Consider the following 20,550-nt stretch of genomic DNA (forward strand, 5'->3'; position numbering starts at 1 on the left):
GCTGAGGAACCGGTCGGGTTGCTTCATCGCCGACCCCGCAGTCCCAGAACCGGCGCGACGACCGGTGCGACGGCCGGTGCGACGGCCGGTGCGACGGCCGGTGCGACGGCCGGTGCGACGGCCGGTGCGACGGCCGGTGTAGTGACTGGTGAGGTGGGTGCAGCAGCGCGGTGATCGGCGCGGTGGCCGGCGGCGGGATGGTCGGTCAAGGTCTGAGCGTCGATCGCTTCGGCGGCGCGGCGGTACTGCCCGGCCAGCCACTCATCGCCCAGGTGCAAGTAGATGCGGGTGGATTCGATGGAGGCGTGCCCGGCCTGGGCCTGGATCGCCTCCAGCGCCATGCCCGCCTCCCGCAGCCGGGTCAGGCAGGTGTGGCGCAGCTGGTGGCAGGTGAGGTGCCCCAGCCCAGCGCGTCGGCGGGCTCCGGCCAGGACCTCATCCAGGCCAGAAGCCGACAGTGGCTGCCCGCGTCGGGGACCTTTCAGGACGCAGAAGACGTGCCCGTGTCCGAGCTGGTCGGCCTCGGCGGGACGCTCGAGGGTGAGGTAGTCACCCAGGGCGGTGAAGAACCGTTTCGAGATGGGGACCTGGCGCTGGTGCCCGCCCTTGCCTTCGGCGATGAACACCCGCCGCGCCCCGACGTGCAGGTCCTCCAGGCGCAGGCGCAGGACCTCGCAACGGCGCAAGCCCCCCAGCAGCATCGCGGCGACCATGGCCCGGTCGCGGTGGGTGCGCAGCGCAGCGGTCAAGGCGTCGGCTTCGGCAGGGTTGAGGATGACCGGCAAGGTCCGCGGGGAGCGGATCAACGGGGTTCTGGATCCGCCGTTCTTGCGGGGTCGGTCGTGTTCGCGGCGGGTCGGCAGGCCCAGGGGGACGGGGTTGGCGGTGATGTCACCGCGGGCCAGCAGGAAGGTGTAGAAGCCGTTGATGCTGGACAGGCGGCGGCGCACGGTCCGGGCACTGACCGCTCTTGCTGCGGCATCGGTGACGGCGACCACGGGACCGGCCACGTCTGCTGATCCTGTCCGCTGGGTGGTGATGAACCCGAGCACGTCAGCGGCGGTGACTTCCGCCGGCACCTTCGCGATCACGGTGAAGAAGACCTTCAGGTCGTAGCCGGCGGCCAGGACGGTGTTGGGCCGGCAGCGGGCGGTGAGGAAGTCCAGGTAGGCGTCCAGCCACGGCTCCCCCAGGCGCACCGAGGGCAGGCCGGAGGGCGTCAACCCCTGGGTCAGTCGAAGATCCAGAACGGTCATGGGGTGCCTCCACGCTGAGGACGTCGAGCCCATCTGGGCTCAGATCGGAGGTTAGCCCCCGATCACCCGCATATCATCGCGTTGTGCGCGCAGTCGTGGGCGTCGACGCCTGCTCTACCCCACGACTGTCACCGATGTCTTGACACATCGAGTGTCACCGATGTCCGGATACATCACAGGTGCGGGCGGGTGCGTCCCGTCCTGGACGCGGTGGGGCGTCCGGCGGTCCTGGTGGTGACGCCTCCCCGCCCGGACCCGCGACGTAGCGGGCGTGGACCTCGCGGGCGTGGACCTCGCGGGCGTGGCGAACGGCGCGAGGCCGGTCCCACGGCCGTTCCCCTCCTCGTCCCCACCCCCAGGTCGACGTCACGGGCACCGCGCCGACGGCCGGACGGTCGAGCACCGCCGCAGCACACGTCGCTAGCGTCGCCCCGTGCGCCGCTCCACTCCCGCCGTGCTGGTCTTCGTCATCACCACCGCGCTGGCCCTGCTCGCCGTCGCGGTCTCCGTGGTGCTGCTGCCCGCACGGGTCCCCACCCACTTCGGTGCCGACGGCGCAGCCGACGACTGGGGCACCCGCACCGGCGCCGTCGCCTTCCAGGCGGTGATCACCGCAGGCACGGGCGCGCTGTTCGCCGCACTGGCCCGGTGGGTGCCGACGCTGCCCTGGGAGTGGATCAACCTTCCCGGCAAGCAGCGCTGGGCCGATCGGGGACTGCAGGGGGAAGTCCGTCGCCGCCTGCGCACCGACCTGCTGTGGATGGGCAGCCCGATGGCCCTGCTCAACCTCGCGCTCACCTCCTCCGTCGTCGATGCCGCCCGCAGCGGGACCGACAGCCTGCCGTGGTGGTTCTTCCTCGCCTTCGGGGGCTGGCTGGTGGCGATGACGGCCTACGTGGTCTTCACGTGCACGGTGCGCTACCGCCTGCCGGAGAGGTGACGCGACCACCCCGGCCCACCACGGGGTCACCCGGCCCTGCGCGCGGCCGGGGCGCACTTGCCTCTCGACGTCCCACCCGGCCGGTCCCCCCGGCTCCCCTCCCCGCCACGTTCGCCTAGCGTGGTGGTCCCCGATCGAGGAGCAACGGTGACGGATCCATCGCAGGACGACCGCTGGGACGCTGCCGGCGGTGGGCAGCAGCCCCATGCCGGGGACGCACGGCCCCCCTCGGGGCCGCCGTCCTTCGACAAGGGACCGAGCGGGCCCGCCCCGTTCCCACCCTCCCCCCACCCCGATCCGCACCCGTCGCAGAGCCGGTACCCCCCGCAGGGCCAGTACCCGCCCCAGGGCCGGTACCCGCCGTACCCCGACCGGTACTCCTCCGCCGGGCTGCGCCCCGTCGGCGCTCTGAGCACCGCCGCCGTCGTGCTCGCGGCCGTGGTCACCGGAGGTGAGCTGCTCAGCGGGCTGACGGGGTTCGGCTACTCCCCCGACGCGCTGTGGACGGCCTACGACACCGTCACCGTGGTGACGGGCCTGGCCTGGTTGGCGTCGTTCATCGTCACCGGCATCTGGCTGACCCGCGTGCGGCGGAACGCCGAGCTGCTGGCCCCGGCGTTCCACCACCAGCGGGCCTGGGGCTGGGCGTGGGCGGGCTGGGTCGTGCCCGTCGTCTCGCTGTGGTTCCCCTTCCAGGTGGTGCGCGATGCCGTGACGGCCTCGGCGAGCACCGCCAACCCGGCCGCTCCGCACTCGCCACGTCCTGCGTTCGGGCTGTGGTGGGGTACGTGGCTGGCGGGCATGGTCCTCACCAACGCCGCCGGGCAGCAGCCCATCGTGAACGCGGCGGCTGGTGGGGTGACTATTGGGGGGTTGCACCTGCTCGGTGCGGTCTGCCTGGTGGTGTCGCTCACGGCGTGGATCAGGATCGTCCGGACGGCGCGGTCCCTCCAGCAGGCCGCCGGCTGATCCTCACCGCGCCGCGGTCGCCCCGGACGACCGGTGCGCAGCGGTGACGGACGTCGCGCGGCACCCCCGCGGACCGGGCGTGCTGCTGGAGATGCGCACCGCCGCCGAGGCGGCGGTGCTGGCTGGTGGAGGTGCGCGCTGACGTGCCCGCGGTCGTGGTGCACCTGTCCGACGGCACCGGCGAGGACCTGAGCACCGTGGATCGAGGACGTCCCCGACGAGACGCCCGCCGTCCTCATCCCCCGGCTGGCCCGCCGTCCCGGGAGAGGCGGCCCCGGGAGAGCAGGTCCGAGGCCACCTGCGTGAAGTACACGCCGTACGCACCGGTGGTCAGCGCCGCACCGCAGGCCACCAGACCCCACACGGTGTCGCGGTCGGTGCCGGTGAGCAGCAGCGCCAGCAGCCCCGCCAGCCCGACCGCGCTCAACGCGGTGGCGAGCCAGGTGTCGACGCGCCGGCGGAAGATCCGCGCCATCGGGTAGAAGTGCAGCCCGACGACGAGCGCGATGGCTGGCAGCACGAGGTCGGGGCGCCCGACGGCACCCAGCACGTTGGCCGCGGCCACGACGAGCACGGCCTCGGCGGTGAACACCCACCCGAACGCCGTCCCGCTGCGCCTGCGCCACCGCTCCTCCTCCGGGGTCGCCACGGTGCTCGCGCGGCCGCGGGTGCGGGCCAGGCGCACCGCGGTGAGCACGAACCACGCACTGACCAGCACCCCCACCGCGGTGATGACCGCACCCGGGCCACCCGGCCAGGTTCCCAGCGTGTTGGCGCTCCACGCGGTGGTGAAGACGGCCATGAGCACCAGTCCGACGACCACGCCGTTCAGCAGACCCCGGGGCACGGGGCGTTCCTCGAGCACCCGTGGAGGCTAGCCGCCGGGACCGCGCCGGAACGGCGGAACGGGACGTCGGCGTGACGGACTTGACCGGAGCGCCACCGGGGCCTAAGTATCTGCGCATGAACGCAGGTTTGGGGAAGTGCTCCCTGGGAGTGGCCAGCCAGTACGTGGACCTGGCCGCCGAGGTGTTCTCGCTGCTGTCGGACCCGACGCGCATCCGCATCGTCCTGGCCCTGCGCGCCGGGGAGACGTCGGTGAACGAGCTGGCCGACCTGGTCGGCAAGTCGCCGACGGCGGTCTCCCAGCACCTCGCCAAGCTGCGCTGGGGCCGCGTGGTCACGACCCGGCAGGACGGCAACCGCGTCTTCTACCGGCTGGCGGACGAACACGCACGCACCCTGGTGGCCGAGGCCGTCTCTCACGCCGAGCACGCCCTGGAACCGCGCACCGCCCACCAGCGCGCCGGCGTGGCCCCCGGCGCCGGCGCCCGGGTGAACGGGCAGGAACCCCCCGGGCCGGGATCCGACCAAGGACCCGACCCGCGCGGGACCGGCCCCGGCACGGGCCCCGCCACCGGAGCGCACCGGTGAGCACCCCGCCCGCGAGCACCCTGACCCCCCGCCCGGACCTGGACCGGGCCGGGCGCGGACCCGGACGGGTGCTGCCGCGTCCCCCCTCGCTGTGGCGCACGGGCGTGCGACTGGCCGAGGTCCGCTGGGCCGGCCTCGCGCTGGCCCTGTTCCTGGTCGGCGGGGCCCTGCAGCTGTCCGGCGCGCCGACCTGGGCGTCCTGGACCGCCTACCTCGCCTGCTACGTCGCCGGCGGCTGGGAGCCGGGGTGGGCCGGGCTGCAGGCCCTGCGGGAGAGGACGTTCGACGTCGACCTGCTCATGGTCCTGGCCGCGATCGCGGCGGCGGGCATCGGGCAGGTCCTCGACGGCGCCCTCCTCATCGTCATCTTCGCCACCTCAGGCGCCGTCGAAGCGGTCATCACGCAGCGCACCGCGGACTCGGTCAGCTCCCTGCTGGACCTGGCCCCCGAACGCGCCACCCGCCTGCACCCGGCCGACGGGTCGGAGCAGGAGGTCGACGTCGCCGACCTCGCCGTCGGCGACCTCGTCCTGGTGCGCCCGGGTGAGCGCATCGGCGCCGACGGCGCCGTCGTCGAGGGGACCTCCGAGGTCGACCAGCAGGCCGTCACCGGCGAGTCGGTCCCCGTGCCGCGCGGGCCGGGCGAGGCGGTGCTCTCCGGCACCGTCAACGGCACCGGTGCGCTGCGGGTGCGGGTCGAACGGGAGGCCACCGAGTCCGTCATCGCCCGCGTCGTGGCGATGGTCGAGCAGGCCAGCGCCACCAAGGCCCGCACGCAGCTGTTCATCGAACGCGTCGAGCAGCGCTACTCCCTCGGCGTCGTCGTCGCGACGCTGCTCGTCCTCGCCGTCCCGATGGCCCTGCTGGGGACGGCCTTCGAGGACGCGCTGCTGCGGGCGATCACCTTCATGATCGTCGCCTCGCCGTGCGCGGTGGTGCTGGCCACCATGCCCCCGCTGCTGTCGGCGATGGCCAACGCCGGGCGCCACGGGGTGCTGGTGAAGTCGGCCACCGTCATGGAGGCGGTGGGGCGCACCAGCCTCGTCGCCTTCGACAAGACCGGCACCCTCACCGAGGGCTCCCCGGAGGTCACCCGGGTCGTCACCGCGGGACGGTTGAGCCGGGAGCAGGTGCTGCGCGCCGCCGCAGCCGCCGAGCAGGCCAGCGAGCACCCCCTGGGCCGGGCGGTCGTGCGGGCCACCCGCGAGCGCGGCCTCGACGTCCCCCTCGCCCAGCACTTCCGGTCCCTCCCGGGCCGGGGGGTCCTCGCCGCGGTCGACGGGCACGCCGTGCGCGTCGAGCGCGCCGCGCGCCGCCCCCGCGGCGACGACGAGACGGCGGGGGGCGAAACGGCGGGGAGCGAGGTCGGGACCGTGGTGGCCGTGCACCTCGACGACGCCCTCGTGGGCACGATCACCCTGGTGGACCGGCTGCGCCCGGCCTCCCCGGCGGCGGTCGCCGCGGCCGCGGCCCTCACCGACGCCCCCGTGCACCTGCTCACCGGCGACGACGAGGCCGCAGCGCACCACGTCGCGGCCCGGACCGGGATCACCGCCGTCCACGCCCGGCTGCTGCCGCAGGACAAGACCCGCGTGGTCACCGAGCTGCAGGACGCCGGTGAACGGGTCCTGCTCGTCGGCGACGGGGTGAACGACGCCCCCGCCCTGGCGACGGCCGCGACGGGGATCGCCATGGGCCGTCACGGCTCGGACCTGGCCCTGGACACCGCCGACGCGGTCGTCGTCCGCGACGAGATCGACGCCGTCCCCCGGCTGGTGGCCCTGTCCCGGCGCGCCCGGCGGACCGTGGTCGCCAACCTCGCCATCGCCGCCACCTTCATCGTGGTGCTGGTCGCGTGGGACCTGACCGGTCACCTGCCGCTGCCCCTGGCCGTGGCCGGGCACGAGGGGTCCACCGTCGTCGTCGCCCTCAACGGCCTGCGGCTCCTGCGGGCGAGTGCCTGGGAGCGGTGACCCGGCACCCGTGACCTGGTGCGACTCGACGCCGCGCTGAAGCGGCGCTCCAGGACGGCCTGGACCAGCGCCGCCCTGTTCGGGACGTAGTGGATCGGAGCGCCGTCGGTGACCCCGGCCGCCCGGGCGATGCCGTCCGGGGAGGACCTGGTGAAACCGGCGGTCGCGAACTCGTGCCGGGCGGCGTCCAGCAACGCCTCCCTGCTGGTGCGGTCCTCGCTGGTCAGCCCGCTCCCGGGGCCCGCGCCGTCGTCGCTCACCGGTCCCGCCCGTGGTCCACGTGCCCACCCGTCGGGGGAACCCGCCCGGGCCCGGAGAGCACGGAGGGTTCGGGCCAGTTCGGCGGAGGACGTCACGCCGGAGAACACACCGGCCGGGCGGGTGGACGTGTTCCGTCCCGCCCCACCCCACCCTGCCCCGCCCCCTCGCGAACAGAACATGCTGCGCGGCACGTTCCGTCGCGGACACGGGAGTCCGACACGGGAGTCCGACACGGCCGCCGCACCTCCGTCCGCCGTCCGGACAGGAGACGAGACGTGCACCGACTCTCACGCCGCGGGTTCGTGGCCGGGGCCACCGGCCTGGTGGTCTCGGGCACCGGCGGAGAACACCCCGCCGCCGACCACGGCGACGTCGTGGGAGTGCGACGAGACCGCCACGGTCCTGCGCATGTCCCTGCGCGAGGACATCACGTTCACCGACGGCACCCCCGTCGACGGCGAGGGCGTGCGGGTCGACGTCGAGCACCTGCGCTCCGGTTCGGGGCAGGACCAGTTCATGGTCGCCGCCGCGCAGAGCGTCGACGTCGTCGACCCCGTGACGGTCGAGTTCCGCCTCGCCGAACCGGTGCCGGCGTTCATCACCTACCTCGGTCTCGTCGGCGGGGCGATGGCCTCACCGACCGCGATCGCGGCGGGAACCCTGGAGCAGGACCCGGTGGGTTCGGGGCCCTACGTCCCGTCCCCGGCCTGCAACCGGCCCGGCGGGACGTGCGTCCACACCCGCAACCCCGGCTGCTTCGCGCCCGAGGAGTTCCCCGACGACACGGTTCGGGTCCTGACGACGACGGACGTCACCCCCCCGGCTGAACGCGTTGAGGAGCCGGCAGATCAACGCCGCCTTCATCCGCCAGCAGAACGCCGACGAGATGGTCGCCAGCGGCCTGGACGTGCTGCAGCGGGCCGTCGACCGGCAGGGTTTCGTCATCGCCGGCCGGGACGGACGCTCCTCCCGGCCCTCGGTGACGTCCGGGTCCGCCAGGCCCTCAACACGGCTGTGGACACCGAGGGCCTGCTGCGCGCCGTGCTCGTCGGGGGCGGGGAGCTGACCAACCAGGTCTTCAACTCCGACAGCCCGGCGTTCGCCCCCGGGCTCGAGGGCACCTACCGGTACGACCCCGAGCGGGCCCGCCGGCTGCTGGCGGAGGCCGGGTGCACCGACGGGTTCGACCTCACCCTGCCCGACGTCCCCCACGACTCCCAGATCAACCCCACCATCGCCCAGCAGCTCGGCGACGTCGGCGTCCGCGTGCAGTGGGAACCGGTGGCGCAGGACCAGACCGTCCCGCCGCACCTCTCCGGCCGGTTCCCCGTGTTCTGGTTCACCCCGGCCTCGGCGTCGGCTGGCAGGACGACGAGCTCGACGCGCTCGTCGAGGCGGCCCGGTACGCACCCGCGCAGGACGCCGACGCGGCCTTCGCGCGGGTGGGGCGCTGGCTGGTCGAGAACGCCTGGCTCGCCCCCTGGTACAACCCCGGGAACCAGTTCGCGGTCGACGCGAACACCCGCTGCGACATGCAGGCCCAGAACGCCGTCCCGTTCCTGCGCAGCGTCCGACCGGCCGAGCCGTCGTGACCGGCCCCGATCCCGCGGCCCCCGTTCCCACCCGAAGGAAGAGGTGACCCCGTGACGTCTTTCCTGTTCCGCCGCAACGGCTCAGGAGCACTGCTGGTCGCCGTCTCCTCGCTCCTGGCCTTCCTGCTGGTCCAGACCGACGCGACCACCGTGGCCGCACGATCTCTGGGCGAGAACGCGACCACGGACCCGCCCACGACCTCGCGCACGGCCCCGAGCCGGACGGGCGGCGGTCGTCGCTGTGCGCGGGCCCCGTCCGCCCCGAGGGGCCCGTCGTGCACCTGCAGGCGTGGCGCCTGGGCTTCGAACCCAGCGAGGAGGTCACGGTCGTCCTCGACGCCGACCGGGGTCAGGCGCTGCGCACCGCGTAGTGCAGACCCACGACGCCCTGGGCGAACCGGCGCTGCCCGGTCAGCTCCAGGTCGACCCGGACCCCGGGAGGGAACACCGGCAGGCCTCCCCCGACGACGACGGGGCAGACCAGGAGCACGCAGGCGTCGACGAGGCCGTGCCGGAACGCCTCGGCGGCCAGCCGCGCGCCGCCGACGCTCAGGTCCGCCCCGGCGGCGTCCTTCCAGCGCCGGACCTCGGCGGGGTCGAACCCGCGCCGCAGGGTGGTCCGCGCCGTCGTGACCTCCTCGAGGGTGGTGGAGAACACGACCTTGTCGGTGTCGCGCCAGGTGCGGGCGTACTGCCGCACGACGTCGGGCTCGTCCACCAGCCAGTCGTCGTCCTCCCAGACGCGCATGGTCTCGTACATCCGCCGCCCGTACAGGGCCGTGCCCACGCCCCGCTCGTGCTCGTTCCAGAACGCGTGGACCTCCTCGTCCGGCACGGACCAGTCGAAGGCGCCGTCCGCGTCCTCCAGGTACCCGTCGAGGGAGGTGTTCGCCGCGTAGACCAGCTCGCCCATCTGCTCCTCCACCGTCCGGGGACCCCGACTCTGCACCTCCGGGGGACGGCGCGGCAAGGAGCACGCCCACCCGGCCCCGGGGTGACGTCGCCCGGGCGGCGCATCCAGCGGTGGGCGGAACGTCCCGACCACTCCTGCATGTCCACCTCCGCCGCCCCCGGGGCCCGCGTCGTGGGGTTCACGCGCGAAGCGGGCTGGTGCCAGGCCCCCGGCTGCGCGCACCCCGTCCCCGAGGGTGCGGCGCTGCTGGCGCTGCCCGACGGGCGGTTCACGCACTACGGGCGCAGCTGCGTGCGCCGCGTCCTGGGACTGGCCCTGACCGTGGAGGACCTGCTGGCCGTCGAGGCGCGCCGGCACGCCGCGTTCGTCGTGGCCCTGGCGCACGTGCACGCCGCCTTCGTCGCCGAGGACCCCGGCCTGTGCGCCGAGCTCCTGGCCGGCACCGGGGCGCTGCGACCGGCGACCGTGGCCGAGCGGGTCGTGCTGGAGTCGGCCCGGGCCCGGCTGGAACTCGTCCTGGCCGCCGCGGCGTCCGGCCCGGACGCCGCGGTGGCCGGCGCGTAGGCTGCGGACGTGGTCGTGCCGGTCAGCCATCCCCTGCAGCGGTACAGCGTCAGCGGGTACCAGGAGACCGACCTGCCCACCGGTGCGGTCGCCTGGTCGGCGAACCTCCTGCGTCACGGCCAGGGTTTCGGCCTCGTCACCGACCACGGCGACGGCCGGCCCTGCGAGTGGGCGTTCACCGACGAGGGGTACGGCCGGGAGTTCCTCGCCGCGGCGGCGGGGTTGCACCCCGGGGCCGGGGACCCCGGCGGGGTCCTGGTCGACCAGCTCCTGACGATCCGGCAGCTGAACGCCCTGGACCAGGTCGCCTACTGCCTCGAGGGGGACGCGTTCGAGGAACGTGGCGAGCACCGCCTGGCCGACCCCGGGCGCACGTTCCTGCAGGTGCGGCGCGACCTGGCCGAGCAGCACCCCGGGCAGAACCCCCGCATCTGGGACAAGAACGCCTCGGCGATGGTGCCGGTGACGTCCCCGCCCGGGTGAGGGCCCGTGCTCCCGGGGTGCGCCCGCGGGTCAGGCCGCGCGGGTGGCGGCGACCAGGCCCTCGAGGACGGCGGTGAGCTTCTCCACGACCTCGGCGTCGTCCTTGGGGTGGAGCTCGGCGAAGCGGACGACCGAGCCGGGGATGGCGAAGGTGACGTCGGACAGGACGTTCGCGCCGGCGATGCCGAGGGCCTTGCGGGCGTCGTCCTGGGCCCAGACCCCGCCGTACTGGCCGAAGGCGGAGCCGACGACCACGAGCGGGGTGCCGTTCAGCGAGCCGGCGCCGTAGGGGCGCGAGGCCCAGTCGATGGCGTTCTTCAGCACGGCCGGGACGGTGCCGTTGTGCTCGGGGGTGACCACGAGCACCGCGTCGGCCGCGGTGAGCGCCGCGCGGAGGTCGGTGACGGCCTGCGGGACCGAGCCCTCGACGTCGACGTCCTCGTTGTAGAAGGGCAGGTCGGCCAGGCCCTCGTGGATGGTCAGCGTGACCCCCTCGGGGGCCAGGGCGACGGCGGTCTCGGCGATCTGCCGGTTCGTGGAGGCGGCGCGCAGGCTGCCGACCAGCACCAGGACGTCGGTCACGGGGGTTCTCCTCGTCGGGCGGGGCACGCACCCGGTCGGGTGCTGGAAACGGACTGTAGTCCGTATCTGCTCCCGGCTTCAAGCACCCCGCGCGTCACCTAGGCTGCGCGGGTGGTGCGGATGCTGGCCCGGCTGGGCGACGACGGGGCCCTGCCCGGCCGCGCCGACGCCTCCCGCAACCGCGAGCTGCTGCTGTGCACGGCCCGGGACCTGCTGCGCGAGGTCGGGCCCGAGGAGCTGAGCATGGACGCCCTGGCCGAGGCCGCCGGCCTGGGCAAGGGCACGGTCTTCCGCCGCTTCGGTTCGCGCGCAGGGCTCTTCGCCGCCCTGCTGGACGAGGACGAACGCGCGTTCCAGGCCGCCTGCCTGGCCGGCCCCCCACCCCTGGGGCCCGGCGCCGACCCCCTGGAACGGCTCGTCGCCTTCGGCCGCGAGCGCCTGCGCTTCGCCGACCACCGCGCCGCGCTGCTGCGCGAGGCCCGGGCCCGGCCCTCCACCGCCGGGTCCCCCGGGGACTTCAGCCGGCTGCACCTGCGCGTCCTGCTGGAGGCCGCCGGGGCGCGGGGGGACACCGAGGTCCTCGCCTACCAGTTGCAGGCGGCCCTGGAGGCGCCGCTGCGCCACCACGTCGAGGCGGGACCGGCCGGTCCGGCCGCCGCTCACGCCCCGCCGCTGGAACGGCTCACCGCCGGGTGGGCCGACCTCGTCCGCCGGGTCGTCCCCGGCCGCTGACCGGACTGGCGGGGACCGGCGCGGGCTAGTGGGGTGCGGTGCGCTGGTAGAGGACGTGGTCCTGCCAGCGCCCGGCGATCTTCAGGTACCGGCGCGCCACCCCGATGCGCTCGAACCCGTTGCGCTGCAGCACCGCCTGCGAGGCGGAGTTCGACAGCAGGGTCCCGGCCTGCAGCCGGTGCAGGCCCAGCCCGCCCGGGGCCGGGGCGAAGGCGAGGTCCAGGAGGGCGGCGACGGCGTGGGTGGCGACCCCGCGGCCGTTGACAGCCTCGGCGACGAAGTACCCGACGTCGGCGGACTGGAACGGGCCCCGGACGACGCCCGAGACCGTCAGCCGCCCCACGAGTTCGCCGTCGTGCTCGATGACGTACGGCACCGCCCGGCCGGCCTCGTGCTCGGCCAGCGCCGCGGCCAGCACGTCCTCCTGGCCCGGAGTGGTGAAGTACGTCTCGTCCCGTTCGGGTTCGTAGGGGGCCAGGAACGGCCAGTTCTCCCGCAGCAGCGCCGCGACCGCGGCCGCGTCGCCGGTCCGGGCCAGGCGCAGCGTCGTCCCGGCGCTCACGAGATCACGAACCAGACGGTCTTGCCGTTCTCGTCGTGCTCCACGCCCCAGCGGTCGGAGACGATGTCGACCAGGGCCACCCCCCGGCCGCCCTCGGCCTCCGGGGCCGCGTCCCGGCGCACGGGCGGGTGCGGGTTGCCGTCGGAGACGGCCACGTGCAGCGCCGGCCCGTCGCCCTCGCAGGACACGCGCACCCGCACCGGCGGGCCGCCGTGGCGCACGGCGTTCGTCACCAGCTCCGAGACCAGCAGCTGGGCCTCGTCCAGGACACGGGCGTGGTGGGCGGCGCAGAACGCCTCGGACAGGAACGCCCGCGCCCGCCGCGCCGAGTGCTCCTCGTCGGGCAGCACGATCTCCGCCGCCGGGGTCGCCTCGCACACGGTTCCATCCAACACCATCGCCCCCCACCCCGCTCCGGGCGCACGGGTGGGGCCTCAGGACGTCAGCAGCTGCACCAGTTCCGCGGCCGTGCGCGCCACCCCGGCCCGCAAGGCGTCCAGCTCGGCGTCGCGCACGTGCCCGGCCGAGAGCTGCTCGGCCACCCGGGGCGTGCGCCCGGGGTCGGTGGTGCGCTCGGACAGTTCCAGGCCCAGCCGCACGCACGTGGCCAGCGGGGTCGCCCAGCCGGGGCGGTCCACCTGCGACAGCGCGTGCGCCAGGTCCTCCGGGAACGCCCAGGCCGCCAGCGCCTCGGCCGAGACCCGGGTGTGGGTGGCGCCGTAGCGGCGCTCCTCGGCCGCCAGCAGGTCCTCGCGGTCGGCGGCCCCGGCCATCATCGACGGGTACTCCACCGGGTCGCAGCGCACCAGCAGCGCCTGCCCCAGCCGGGCCAGCAGACCCACCGAGAACGCCTCCGGGGCCCCGCACCCCAGGCGGGGGGCGAACTCGGCGGCGGCCACCGCCGTCAGCACGCTGCGGTCCCAGAACCCGGCCAGGGCCTCGGGGACGTCGTCCAGACCGGCCAGGGCCGAGACCGCCAGGCTGCGGACGGTGGAGAACCCCACGACGGTCACGGCGAAGGCGGGCTGGGAGACCTTGCCCGAGAGCCCGAAGTAGGCGGAGTTGGCCAGCCGCAGCACCTTGGCCAGCAGCGCCGGGTCGTAGCCCAGGGTCCGGCCCAGCGACCGCGCGTCGGAGCGGTGGTCGTCGGCCTCGGCCACGACGCGGGCCGCCACCGGCCGGTGCGCGGGCAGGTCGTCGAGGGCGGCGGAGATCCGGCCGAGCACCTCCACGGCCCCGGGCGGGGTCGTGGACGTGGCGGGCACGGTGGACGTGGCGGGCGTGGTGCTCACGCGGGCACCCCCTTCAGGGCCGTGGCGGCGGCGCCGGGCACCAGCCGCCCGCCGTCGCGCAGCACGTCGGTCAGGGCCTGGCGCGTCAGCGGCCGGGAGTACAGGAACCCCTGGACCGCCTCGCACCCCAGACCGGTGATGACCTCGTCCTGCTCGAACGTCTCCACGCCCTCGGCGACGACCCCCAGGCCCAGCGTGCGGGCCAGGGAGACGACGGCGGCGGCCACCGCCCGGGCCGGGCCGGTCGTGGCGCGCAGGTCCCGCACGAAGGACCGGTCGACCTTGAGGTGGTCCACCGGCAGGTCCTTGAGGTAGGCCAGGGAGGAGTAGCCCGTCCCGAAGTCGTCGATCGCCACGCTCACCCCGTCGGCCCGCAACTCCTCCAGCACCTGCCGGCACGCGCGCAGGTCGCTGGCCAGGGCGGTCTCGGTGACCTCCAGGCACAGGTCGCTCAGCGCCAGACCCGCCTCGGCCACGGTGCGGCGCACCCCGGCGGCGAAACCCTCGGCGGCCAGGCTGACGGCCGAGACGTTGACCGCGACGTGCTCGGGGCTCACGGCGACCTCCCCGGCGGCCTGCGCGGCCCGCCAGCCGGCCAGGTCGCGGCAGGCGACCCGCAGGACGTGGGCGTCCAGGGCCGGCACGAGGTTGGCGCGCTCGGCCAGTTCGATGAAGACGTCCGGGCGCACCGGCCCCAGCTCCGGGTGCGTCCACCGGCACAGGGCCTCGACGCTGCGCAGGTGCGCGGGCCGGCCCGGGCGCACGACGGGCTGGTAGTGCACGTCCACCCCACCGCGGGCCAGGGCCTCGCGCAGGTCGGCCACCAGGCGCAGGGCCCGGCGCGCCCGCGTGCGGACCTCCTCGTCGAGCAGCGTCCACCGGCCGCCCCCGGCGGCCTTGGCCTCGTGGACGGCGATGCCGGCGTCGCGCACGACCTCCTCGGCGCTGCAGGTCAGGCCCTGCAGCAGCACGACGCCGATGCTGGCCACGAGCCGCAGCCGCAGGCCGTTGACCTCCACGGGGACGAGCACGGCCTCCAGGACGCGCTCGGCGGTGGCCCGCACCGCGTCCAGGTCGGCGAGGTCGGCGCAGACGAGGACGAACTCGTCCCCGCCGGGGCGGGCCACCAGGTCCCCTGTGCGCACCGTGCGCGCCAGGCGCCGGGCCACCTCCACGAGCACCGCGTCCCCGGCCTCCGGGCCCAGGCCGTCGTTGACGGTCTTGAAGTCGTCCAGGTCCACCATGAGGACGCCGACGGCCTCGCCCTGACCGGGCGCCCGGCCCGGCAGGGCGAGCAGGTCCGAGAGCCGTTCCAGCAGCGCCAGCCGGTTCGGCAGCCCCGTCAGCAGGTCGTGCTGGGCCTGGTAGGCCAGCCGGTGCTCGCGGGCCAGGCGGTCGGTGACGTCCTCCACGGTGCCGATGAACCCCGCGCCGTACCCGGGGGTCCGGCTCGGGGCCAGGCGCACGCTCACCCACCGGACCTGACCGGCGGCCGTGCGCAGCCGGGTGTCGAGCGTGACCGGCTCCCCGGCCAGGACGGCCGCGACGGCCTCGACGACCCCGCTGCGCTCGTCGTCGACGACGTGGGTCAGCCACGCGGTGCCGCACAGCTCCTCGGCCGGCAGGCCGATCAGCTCGGCGAAGGCGTCGTTGACGCGCGAGAGGCGGGCCCCGACGTCGGAGACGATCGTGGGCACCGGGGAACTGCGCGCCAGCGTGGCGAACCGCTCCTCGGCCGCCCGCAGCGCGGCGTGCGCACGCTCGTCCTGCGGCAGGGCCACGGTCAGGACCCAGAAGTGCTCCCCCGCCCCGGCGCGGGCCGCCGCGCCCAGGCCGGAGCCGGGACGTTCGGGGACGGGCCAGGCCACGACCTCGGTGCGGCGCAGCTCGCCCCCGGCGGTGACGGCCTCCACGCCGTAACGGGTCCGGCGCTCGCGCGAGAGGCGCTCGGCCTCGGGCCCGGCGCGCAGCAGCCGGGTGACCGCGACGTCGACGAGGTGGTCGGCGTCGACGCCGAACAGGTCCGCGGCGGCGGTGTTGGCCCAGCGGACGCGGGCGACCTCGCGGGCCGCGGGGGCGTGCGGGCGGGAGACGACCAGGACCGGGTCCTGCGCGGCGGCGGCGTGGTGCAGCAGCGCGGCACCGACCCCGTCGACGGAGTCCGGGCTCCCCCCGGGGTGGTGGCTGCGCCACGCCTCGTTCAGCACTGGTCCCGTCCCCGGTGGTTCCAGGCGGTCCCCTCCGTGGGACCGCGTCGCAGTGTCCATCGGCACGTTGCGCCACGAACTGACCCTCTCGAGGTGCACGGACGCAACGGTCGGGGGGACACCGTGCGGGCAGCGGCTGCGCTGCGTGACGTCACCACCCGCCCGCAGCGGCGGGCGGGCCTCAGCCCTGCGCGCGGAACAGCACCAGGACGTCCTGCGTGCGCCAGGTCCCGGCCGTCGTCGTCCACCGCGCCACCCCCGCCGGGGGTGGGACGGCGGCGCTGCGCCAGCGCAGGGCCCAGGGTTGCGGCTGCACCGGTCCGGGGTCGCGGCGGGCGTAGTTCCAGCGCAGGAGCTGCTGCAGGACGGGGCCCGCCTCCTCGAGGCGCGCCTGCAGGAGGGGGTGCAGGACGGCGGGGTCGGAGAACTGGTCGACGATCTCGCAGTCGCAGGCGTACGCCAGCAACCCGATCTCCCCCGGGGCCGTGACGCGCTGGTCTCCGACGATCCGGCCGACGTCGGTACCGATCGCCCGGTACTGCGCGGGGGTGGCGAAGTTGCCGAACACCGGCGGGTACGCCCACGGCAGGGGCAGGGCGGCCGCCGGCACGGACGCGGCCAGCCCGCCCACGGCGGCCAGGGCTGTGAGGACGGGCAGGACCCGCCGGGCCCGGTCGTGCAGCAGCACCCCCAGCCCGACCACGGCGACGAAGGACAGCGTCGCGGCGGGCGGCACGTAGTACCACTGGTAGGGCGGGACGCCCAGGACGCTGTAGACGCCGAAGTAGGCGACCCCGCCGATCCCCAGGCCGACGAGCCCGCGCCGCACGGCGTCGCGGGTCCGCACCAGCCCCACGAGCAGGAGGACCAGCACGACGAGCCCGAGCGCGGCCCCGGTGACACCGGCCCCGACGGCGACGGGGGTGTTCGGCCAGTAGTGGGTCCACAACCCCTGCAGGTACGTGCGGTCGGGCCCGAAGTCCCGCTGGTTCGTCTTGATGACGAACGTGTCGGGGATGGCCGACCCCAGGAACCACCAGCTCACGGCGAACCACGGCAGCGAGACGGCGCAGCAGGTGAGGACGGCGACGTGCAGCCGGCGCAGCACCGGACCGCAGACGAGGGCCAGCAGGACGACGAACACCACCGTGTCCAGCCGGGCCAGCAGGGCCAGGCCCGCCACGACGCCGTACAGGGCCGGCCGGCCGGCGACCCCCGCGGCCAGCAGGGCGAGGACGGCGGTGAACACCAGCACGACCTCGAGCCCGACCGCCGAGACCAGCAGCGGGTTGGCCAGCACGACGACGACGGCCGCGCCGGCCCACCAGGCGGAGATCCCGGCGCGCCGCGTGACGACCCCGGCGCAGCCGGCGGCGACCGCGGCCAGGACGGTGGTGACGAGGCCGAGGGCCAGTTCCCCGTCCGCGCCGGCGAACGGCCCGACGAGCAGGAAACCCAGGGCCAGCAACCCCACGTTGAGCGGTGAGGTCGCGGCGTTGGAGGTGATCCCCGGCGTCATGCCCCAGTGGACGTGCTCGGCGAGGTTCCGCGCGTAGGCCAGGGTGATGTACGTGTCGTCGATGAGGCCGCGCGAGGTGGTCCACGACAGCAGGGCACCGACGAGGGCGCCGAACAGCGGCAGGACCACCCGGGAGGTGGTACGAGGGGGCACGGCTGCATCCCACCACACCCACCACGACCCGGGGACGACGACGGCCGCCCCCCTGGCGGGGGACGGCCGTCGTCGGTGTGCCCGAACGGGTCAGACGCTGGTCAGCGACCGCAGCACGTACTGCAGGATCCCGCCGTTGCGGTAGTAGTCCGCCTCACCGGGGGTGTCGATGCGCACGAGCGCGTCGAACTCCACGGTGGCGCCGTCGGGCTTCGTCGCGGTCACCTTCACCGTGCGGGGCGTGCGGCCCTCGTTGAGCTCGGTGATGCCGGCGATGTCGAACGTCTCGGTGCCGTCCAGGCCCAGGGAGGCCGCCGACTCCCCCTGGGGGAACTGCAGCGGGACGACGCCCATCCCGATGAGGTTGGAGCGGTGGATGCGCTCGAAGCTCTCGGTGATGACGGCCTTGACGCCCAGCAGCGCGGTGCCCTTGGCCGCCCAGTCGCGCGAGGAGCCCGAGCCGTACTCCTTGCCGCCCAGGACGACCAGCGGGGTGCCCTGCGCGGCGTAGTTCTGGGCGGCGTCGTAGATCGACGTCTGCTCCCCGCCGGCGGTGAAGTCGCGGGTGAAACCGCCCGAGACGCCGTCCAGCAGCTGGTTCTTCAGGCGGATGTTCGCGAACGTGCCGCGGATCATCACCTCGTGGTTCCCGCGCCGGGAGCCGTAGGAGTTGAAGTCCGCGCGCTCCACGCCGTGCTCGGACAGGTACACCCCCGCCGGGCTGTCGGGCTTGATGGACCCGGCCGGGGAGATGTGGTCGGTCGTCACCGAGTCGCCCAGCAGCGCCAGGACGCGGGCCCCGGAGATGTCGGTGACCGGGGAGGGCTCGGCCTGCATGCCCTCGAAGTACGGGGGCTTGCGGACGTAGGTCGACTCGGAGTCCCAGGCGAAGGTGTCGCCCTCGGGCGTGGGCAGCCCCTGCCAGCGCTCGTCACCGGCGAAGACGTCGGCGTAGTCCTTGACGAACATGTCCTTGCTGATGGCCTCGCCGATGACCCGCTCCACCTCGGCCGCGTCGGGCCAGATGTCGCGCAGGAACACGTCCTGGCCGGACTCGTCCTGCCCGATCGGGTCGTTCTCCACGTCCCAGTCCATCGTGCCGGCCAGGGCGTAGGCGATGACCAGCGGCGGGGAGGCCAGGTAGTTCATCTTGATGTCGGGGTTGATCCGGCCCTCGAAGTTCCGGTTCCCCGACAGCACGGCGGTGACGGCGAGGTCGTTCTGCTGGACGGCCGCCGACACCTCCTCCGGCAGCGGGCCGGAGTTACCGATGCAGGTGACGCACCCGTACCCGACGAGGTGGAACCCGAGCTTCTCCAGGTACGGGGTCAGCCCGGCCTTGTCGTAGTAGTCGGTGACAACCTTCGACCCCGGCGCCAGGGAGGTCTTGACCCACGGCTTGCGGGTCAGGCCCCTCTCGACCGCGTTCTTGGCCAGCAGCGCCGCGGCGACCATGACCGAGGGGTTGGAGGTGTTGGTGCAGCTGGTGATCGAGGCGATGGCGACGGCGCCGTGGTCGATCTGCGTCTGCGTCCCGTCGGCCATCGTGAGCGCCACCGGGTTGGAGGGGCGGCCCTCGGCCAGACCCGGCGCGTGGGGTTCCTGACCGGCGTTGCTGCCGGTGGCGGTGGGAGCGTCGGAGGCCGGGAACGTCTCGGCCAGGGCCTCGTCCTGGGCCGACGTCGGGGTGACGTAGTCGCCGAGGGCGGCGCGGAACGCGGCCTTGGCCTCGGCCAGCACGATGCGGTCCTGCGGGCGCTTGGGACCGGCGATGCTCGGCACCACCGTGGACAGGTCCAGCTCGAGGTACTCGGAGTACTTCGCCTCGACCGCCGGGTCGTGCCACAGGCCCTGTTCCTTGGTGTAGGCCTCGACGAGGGCGACCTGCTCCTCGCTGCGGCCGGTCAGGCGCAGGTAGTCCAGGGTCACGTCGTCGATCGGGAAGATCGCCGCGGTGGAACCGAACTCCGGGCTCATGTTCCCGATGGTGGCGCGGTTGGCCAGCGGCACCGAGGCGACGCCCTCGCCGTAGAACTCCACGAACTTGCCCACGACACCGTGCTGGCGCAGCATCTCGGTGATCGTCAGGACGACGTCGGTCGCGGTCGCGCCGGCCGGGATCTCCCCGGACAGCTTGAACCCGACGACGCGCGGGATGAGCATCGAGACGGGCTGGCCGAGCATGGCCGCCTCGGCCTCGATGCCGCCGACGCCCCAGCCGAGGACGCCCAGGCCGTTGACCATCGTGGTGTGCGAGTCGGTGCCGACGAGGGTGTCGGGGTAGGCCTGCAGCTCCGAGCCCACCTGGCGGGGGAACACCACGCGCGCGAGGTGCTCGATGTTCACCTGGTGCACGATCCCGGTGCCCGGCGGGACGACCTTGAAGTCGTCGAAGGCCGTCTGGCCCCAGCGCAGGAACTGGTAGCGCTCGCGGTTGCGGCCGTACTCGATCTCGACGTTCTGCTCGAACGCGTCGGGGCGGCCGAACACGTCGGCGATGACGGAGTGGTCGATGACCAGCTCGGCCGGGGCCAGCGGGTTGACCTTGGTCGGGTCCCCGCCGAGGTCGCCGACGGCCTCGCGCATGGTGGCCAGGTCGACGATGCAGGGCACGCCGGTGAAGTCCTGCATGATGACGCGCGCGGGGGTGAACTGGATCTCGGTGTCCGGCTCGGCGTCGGGGTCCCAGCCGCTCAGGGCGCGGATGTGGTCGGCCGTGATGTTGGCGCCGTCCTCGGTGCGCAGCAGGTTCTCCAGGAGGACCTTCAGGCTGAACGGCAGCGCCGCCGCCCCCTCGACCTGGTCGAGGCGGAAGATCGTGTAGTCCGTCCCGGACACTGTTAGGGTAGCCTTGGCTTCGAAGCTGTTGTGGCTGCTCACCGGGAGCTCCTCACTCGTCGTCCGACGTCGTCGCGTCGCACCGCGCCGCCGTCCTTGCCGTGCTCGATGGTCCCACCGTCAGCGGGGGGACCGACCTGCGGGGTGTCGCTGCGCGAGGCCGTCCACCACGTCCGGACCCCCTCGCGACCATTTATCTCGACGTCAAGATACCACTGCGGGGCCGGGCCCGGCAGCCCGACGCACCGCGACGGACCACCCGGACGGGCCCACCCGGATG

Annotated in this window: 20 protein-coding genes; 8 read left to right on the forward strand and 12 right to left on the reverse strand. The window is 74.5% G+C overall.

The window, feature by feature from the left end:
• Positions 1 to 23: 23 nt before the first annotated feature.
• On the reverse strand, positions 24 to 1,256 hold the full coding sequence (locus AB2L27_RS02940; protein WP_370439979.1) for a tyrosine-type recombinase/integrase: 1,233 nt from the start codon (positions 1,254 to 1,256) through the stop codon (positions 24 to 26).
• Between the two features lie 433 nt (positions 1,257 to 1,689).
• Here AB2L27_RS02940 and AB2L27_RS02945 point away from each other — a divergent pair, with 433 nt between their 5' ends.
• Both AB2L27_RS02945 and AB2L27_RS02950 read left to right on the forward strand, forming a co-directional pair.
• Positions 1,690 to 2,196 carry a DUF1648 domain-containing protein gene (locus AB2L27_RS02945; protein WP_370439980.1) on the forward strand — a complete coding sequence of 169 codons (507 nt, stop codon included), beginning with the start codon at positions 1,690 to 1,692 and terminating at the stop codon, positions 2,194 to 2,196.
• A 147-nt stretch (positions 2,197 to 2,343) separates the two neighbouring features.
• Positions 2,344 to 3,165: a DUF4328 domain-containing protein gene (locus AB2L27_RS02950; RefSeq protein WP_370439981.1), complete on the forward strand. Its 822-nt coding sequence runs from the start codon at positions 2,344 to 2,346 to the stop codon at positions 3,163 to 3,165.
• Between the two features lie 235 nt (positions 3,166 to 3,400).
• Here the strand turns inward: AB2L27_RS02950 and AB2L27_RS02955 are convergent, their stop codons facing one another.
• On the reverse strand, positions 3,401 to 4,030 hold the full coding sequence (locus AB2L27_RS02955) for a hypothetical protein (RefSeq protein ID WP_370439982.1): 630 nt from the start codon (positions 4,028 to 4,030) through the stop codon (positions 3,401 to 3,403).
• Positions 4,031 to 4,128: 98 nt separating this feature from the next.
• On the opposite strand from AB2L27_RS02955, the gene AB2L27_RS02960 reads away from it, so the two are divergent.
• The gene (locus AB2L27_RS02960; protein WP_370439983.1) at positions 4,129 to 4,599 is read left to right on the forward strand and encodes an ArsR/SmtB family transcription factor; all 471 of its coding nucleotides are present in this window, start codon (positions 4,129 to 4,131) and stop codon (positions 4,597 to 4,599) included.
• Complete coding sequence (locus tag AB2L27_RS02965) at positions 4,596 to 6,572, forward strand: heavy metal translocating P-type ATPase (RefSeq protein ID WP_370439984.1); 1,977 nt, start codon at positions 4,596 to 4,598, stop codon at positions 6,570 to 6,572. The genes AB2L27_RS02960 and AB2L27_RS02965 overlap by 4 nt, the downstream gene beginning before the upstream one ends.
• Here AB2L27_RS02965 and AB2L27_RS02970 read toward each other — a convergent pair.
• Together AB2L27_RS02970 and AB2L27_RS02975 are read right to left on the reverse strand one after the other, a co-directional pair.
• Positions 6,470 to 7,012, reverse strand: coding sequence for a TetR/AcrR family transcriptional regulator (locus AB2L27_RS02970; RefSeq protein ID WP_370439985.1), 543 nt, complete (start codon positions 7,010 to 7,012; stop codon positions 6,470 to 6,472). The two genes, AB2L27_RS02965 and AB2L27_RS02970, sit on opposite strands and share 103 nt — an antisense overlap.
• A 108-nt stretch (positions 7,013 to 7,120) precedes the next feature.
• Complete coding sequence (locus tag AB2L27_RS02975) at positions 7,121 to 7,243, reverse strand: hypothetical protein (RefSeq protein WP_370439986.1); 123 nt, start codon at positions 7,241 to 7,243, stop codon at positions 7,121 to 7,123.
• Between AB2L27_RS02975 and AB2L27_RS02980 the strand changes: the two genes are divergently transcribed.
• Complete coding sequence (locus AB2L27_RS02980) at positions 7,242 to 8,480, forward strand: ABC transporter substrate-binding protein (RefSeq protein ID WP_370439987.1); 1,239 nt, start codon at positions 7,242 to 7,244, stop codon at positions 8,478 to 8,480. The genes AB2L27_RS02975 and AB2L27_RS02980 overlap by 2 nt on opposite strands.
• A 294-nt stretch (positions 8,481 to 8,774) precedes the next feature.
• Here the strand turns inward: AB2L27_RS02980 and AB2L27_RS02985 are convergent, their stop codons facing one another.
• On the reverse strand, positions 8,775 to 9,338 hold the full coding sequence (locus AB2L27_RS02985) for a dihydrofolate reductase family protein (RefSeq protein WP_370439988.1): 564 nt from the start codon (positions 9,336 to 9,338) through the stop codon (positions 8,775 to 8,777).
• Between the two features lie 138 nt (positions 9,339 to 9,476).
• Here AB2L27_RS02985 and AB2L27_RS02990 point away from each other — a divergent pair, with 138 nt between their 5' ends.
• Complete coding sequence (locus AB2L27_RS02990; RefSeq protein WP_370439989.1) at positions 9,477 to 9,902, forward strand: hypothetical protein; 426 nt, start codon at positions 9,477 to 9,479, stop codon at positions 9,900 to 9,902.
• A gap of 9 nt (positions 9,903 to 9,911) precedes the next feature.
• Complete coding sequence (locus tag AB2L27_RS02995) at positions 9,912 to 10,385, forward strand: hypothetical protein (protein ID WP_370439990.1); 474 nt, start codon at positions 9,912 to 9,914, stop codon at positions 10,383 to 10,385.
• Positions 10,386 to 10,415: 30 nt separating this feature from the next.
• On the opposite strand, the gene AB2L27_RS03000 is transcribed toward AB2L27_RS02995, so the two are convergent.
• Positions 10,416 to 10,967 carry an NAD(P)H-dependent oxidoreductase gene (locus AB2L27_RS03000; protein WP_370439991.1) on the reverse strand — a complete coding sequence of 184 codons (552 nt, stop codon included), beginning with the start codon at positions 10,965 to 10,967 and terminating at the stop codon, positions 10,416 to 10,418.
• A gap of 120 nt (positions 10,968 to 11,087) precedes the next feature.
• On the opposite strand from AB2L27_RS03000, the gene AB2L27_RS03005 reads away from it, so the two are divergent.
• The gene (locus tag AB2L27_RS03005) at positions 11,088 to 11,699 is read left to right on the forward strand and encodes a TetR/AcrR family transcriptional regulator (protein WP_370440184.1); all 612 of its coding nucleotides are present in this window, start codon (positions 11,088 to 11,090) and stop codon (positions 11,697 to 11,699) included.
• Positions 11,700 to 11,724: 25 nt separating this feature from the next.
• On the opposite strand, the gene AB2L27_RS03010 is transcribed toward AB2L27_RS03005, so the two are convergent.
• The 6 genes from AB2L27_RS03010 to acnA form a co-directional block, all read right to left on the reverse strand.
• On the reverse strand, positions 11,725 to 12,261 hold the full coding sequence (locus AB2L27_RS03010; RefSeq protein WP_370439992.1) for a GNAT family N-acetyltransferase: 537 nt from the start codon (positions 12,259 to 12,261) through the stop codon (positions 11,725 to 11,727).
• Positions 12,258 to 12,641 carry an ATP-binding protein gene (locus AB2L27_RS03015; protein WP_370439993.1) on the reverse strand — a complete coding sequence of 128 codons (384 nt, stop codon included), beginning with the start codon at positions 12,639 to 12,641 and terminating at the stop codon, positions 12,258 to 12,260. Before AB2L27_RS03015 ends, AB2L27_RS03010 begins: the two co-directional genes overlap by 4 nt.
• Positions 12,642 to 12,695: 54 nt before the next feature.
• Positions 12,696 to 13,553, reverse strand: a complete 858-nt coding sequence (locus tag AB2L27_RS03020) for an HDOD domain-containing protein (protein WP_370439994.1) — start codon at positions 13,551 to 13,553, stop codon at positions 12,696 to 12,698.
• Positions 13,550 to 15,760 carry a putative bifunctional diguanylate cyclase/phosphodiesterase gene (locus AB2L27_RS03025; RefSeq protein ID WP_370439995.1) on the reverse strand — a complete coding sequence of 737 codons (2,211 nt, stop codon included), beginning with the start codon at positions 15,758 to 15,760 and terminating at the stop codon, positions 13,550 to 13,552. Before AB2L27_RS03025 ends, AB2L27_RS03020 begins: the two co-directional genes overlap by 4 nt.
• A gap of 181 nt (positions 15,761 to 15,941) precedes the next feature.
• Positions 15,942 to 17,432 (reverse strand): hypothetical protein, encoded by a 1,491-nt coding sequence (locus tag AB2L27_RS03030; RefSeq protein WP_370439996.1) that lies wholly within the window; start codon positions 17,430 to 17,432, stop codon positions 15,942 to 15,944.
• 90 nt (positions 17,433 to 17,522) lie between these two features.
• Positions 17,523 to 20,312, reverse strand: a complete 2,790-nt coding sequence (acnA, locus tag AB2L27_RS03035) for an aconitate hydratase AcnA (RefSeq protein ID WP_370439997.1) — start codon at positions 20,310 to 20,312, stop codon at positions 17,523 to 17,525.
• Positions 20,313 to 20,550: the final 238 nt, after the last annotated feature.

It is taken from the genome of Kineococcus halophytocola, from assembly GCF_041276425.1.
Taxonomy (GTDB): Bacteria; Actinomycetota; Actinomycetes; order Actinomycetales; family Kineococcaceae; genus Kineococcus; species Kineococcus halophytocola.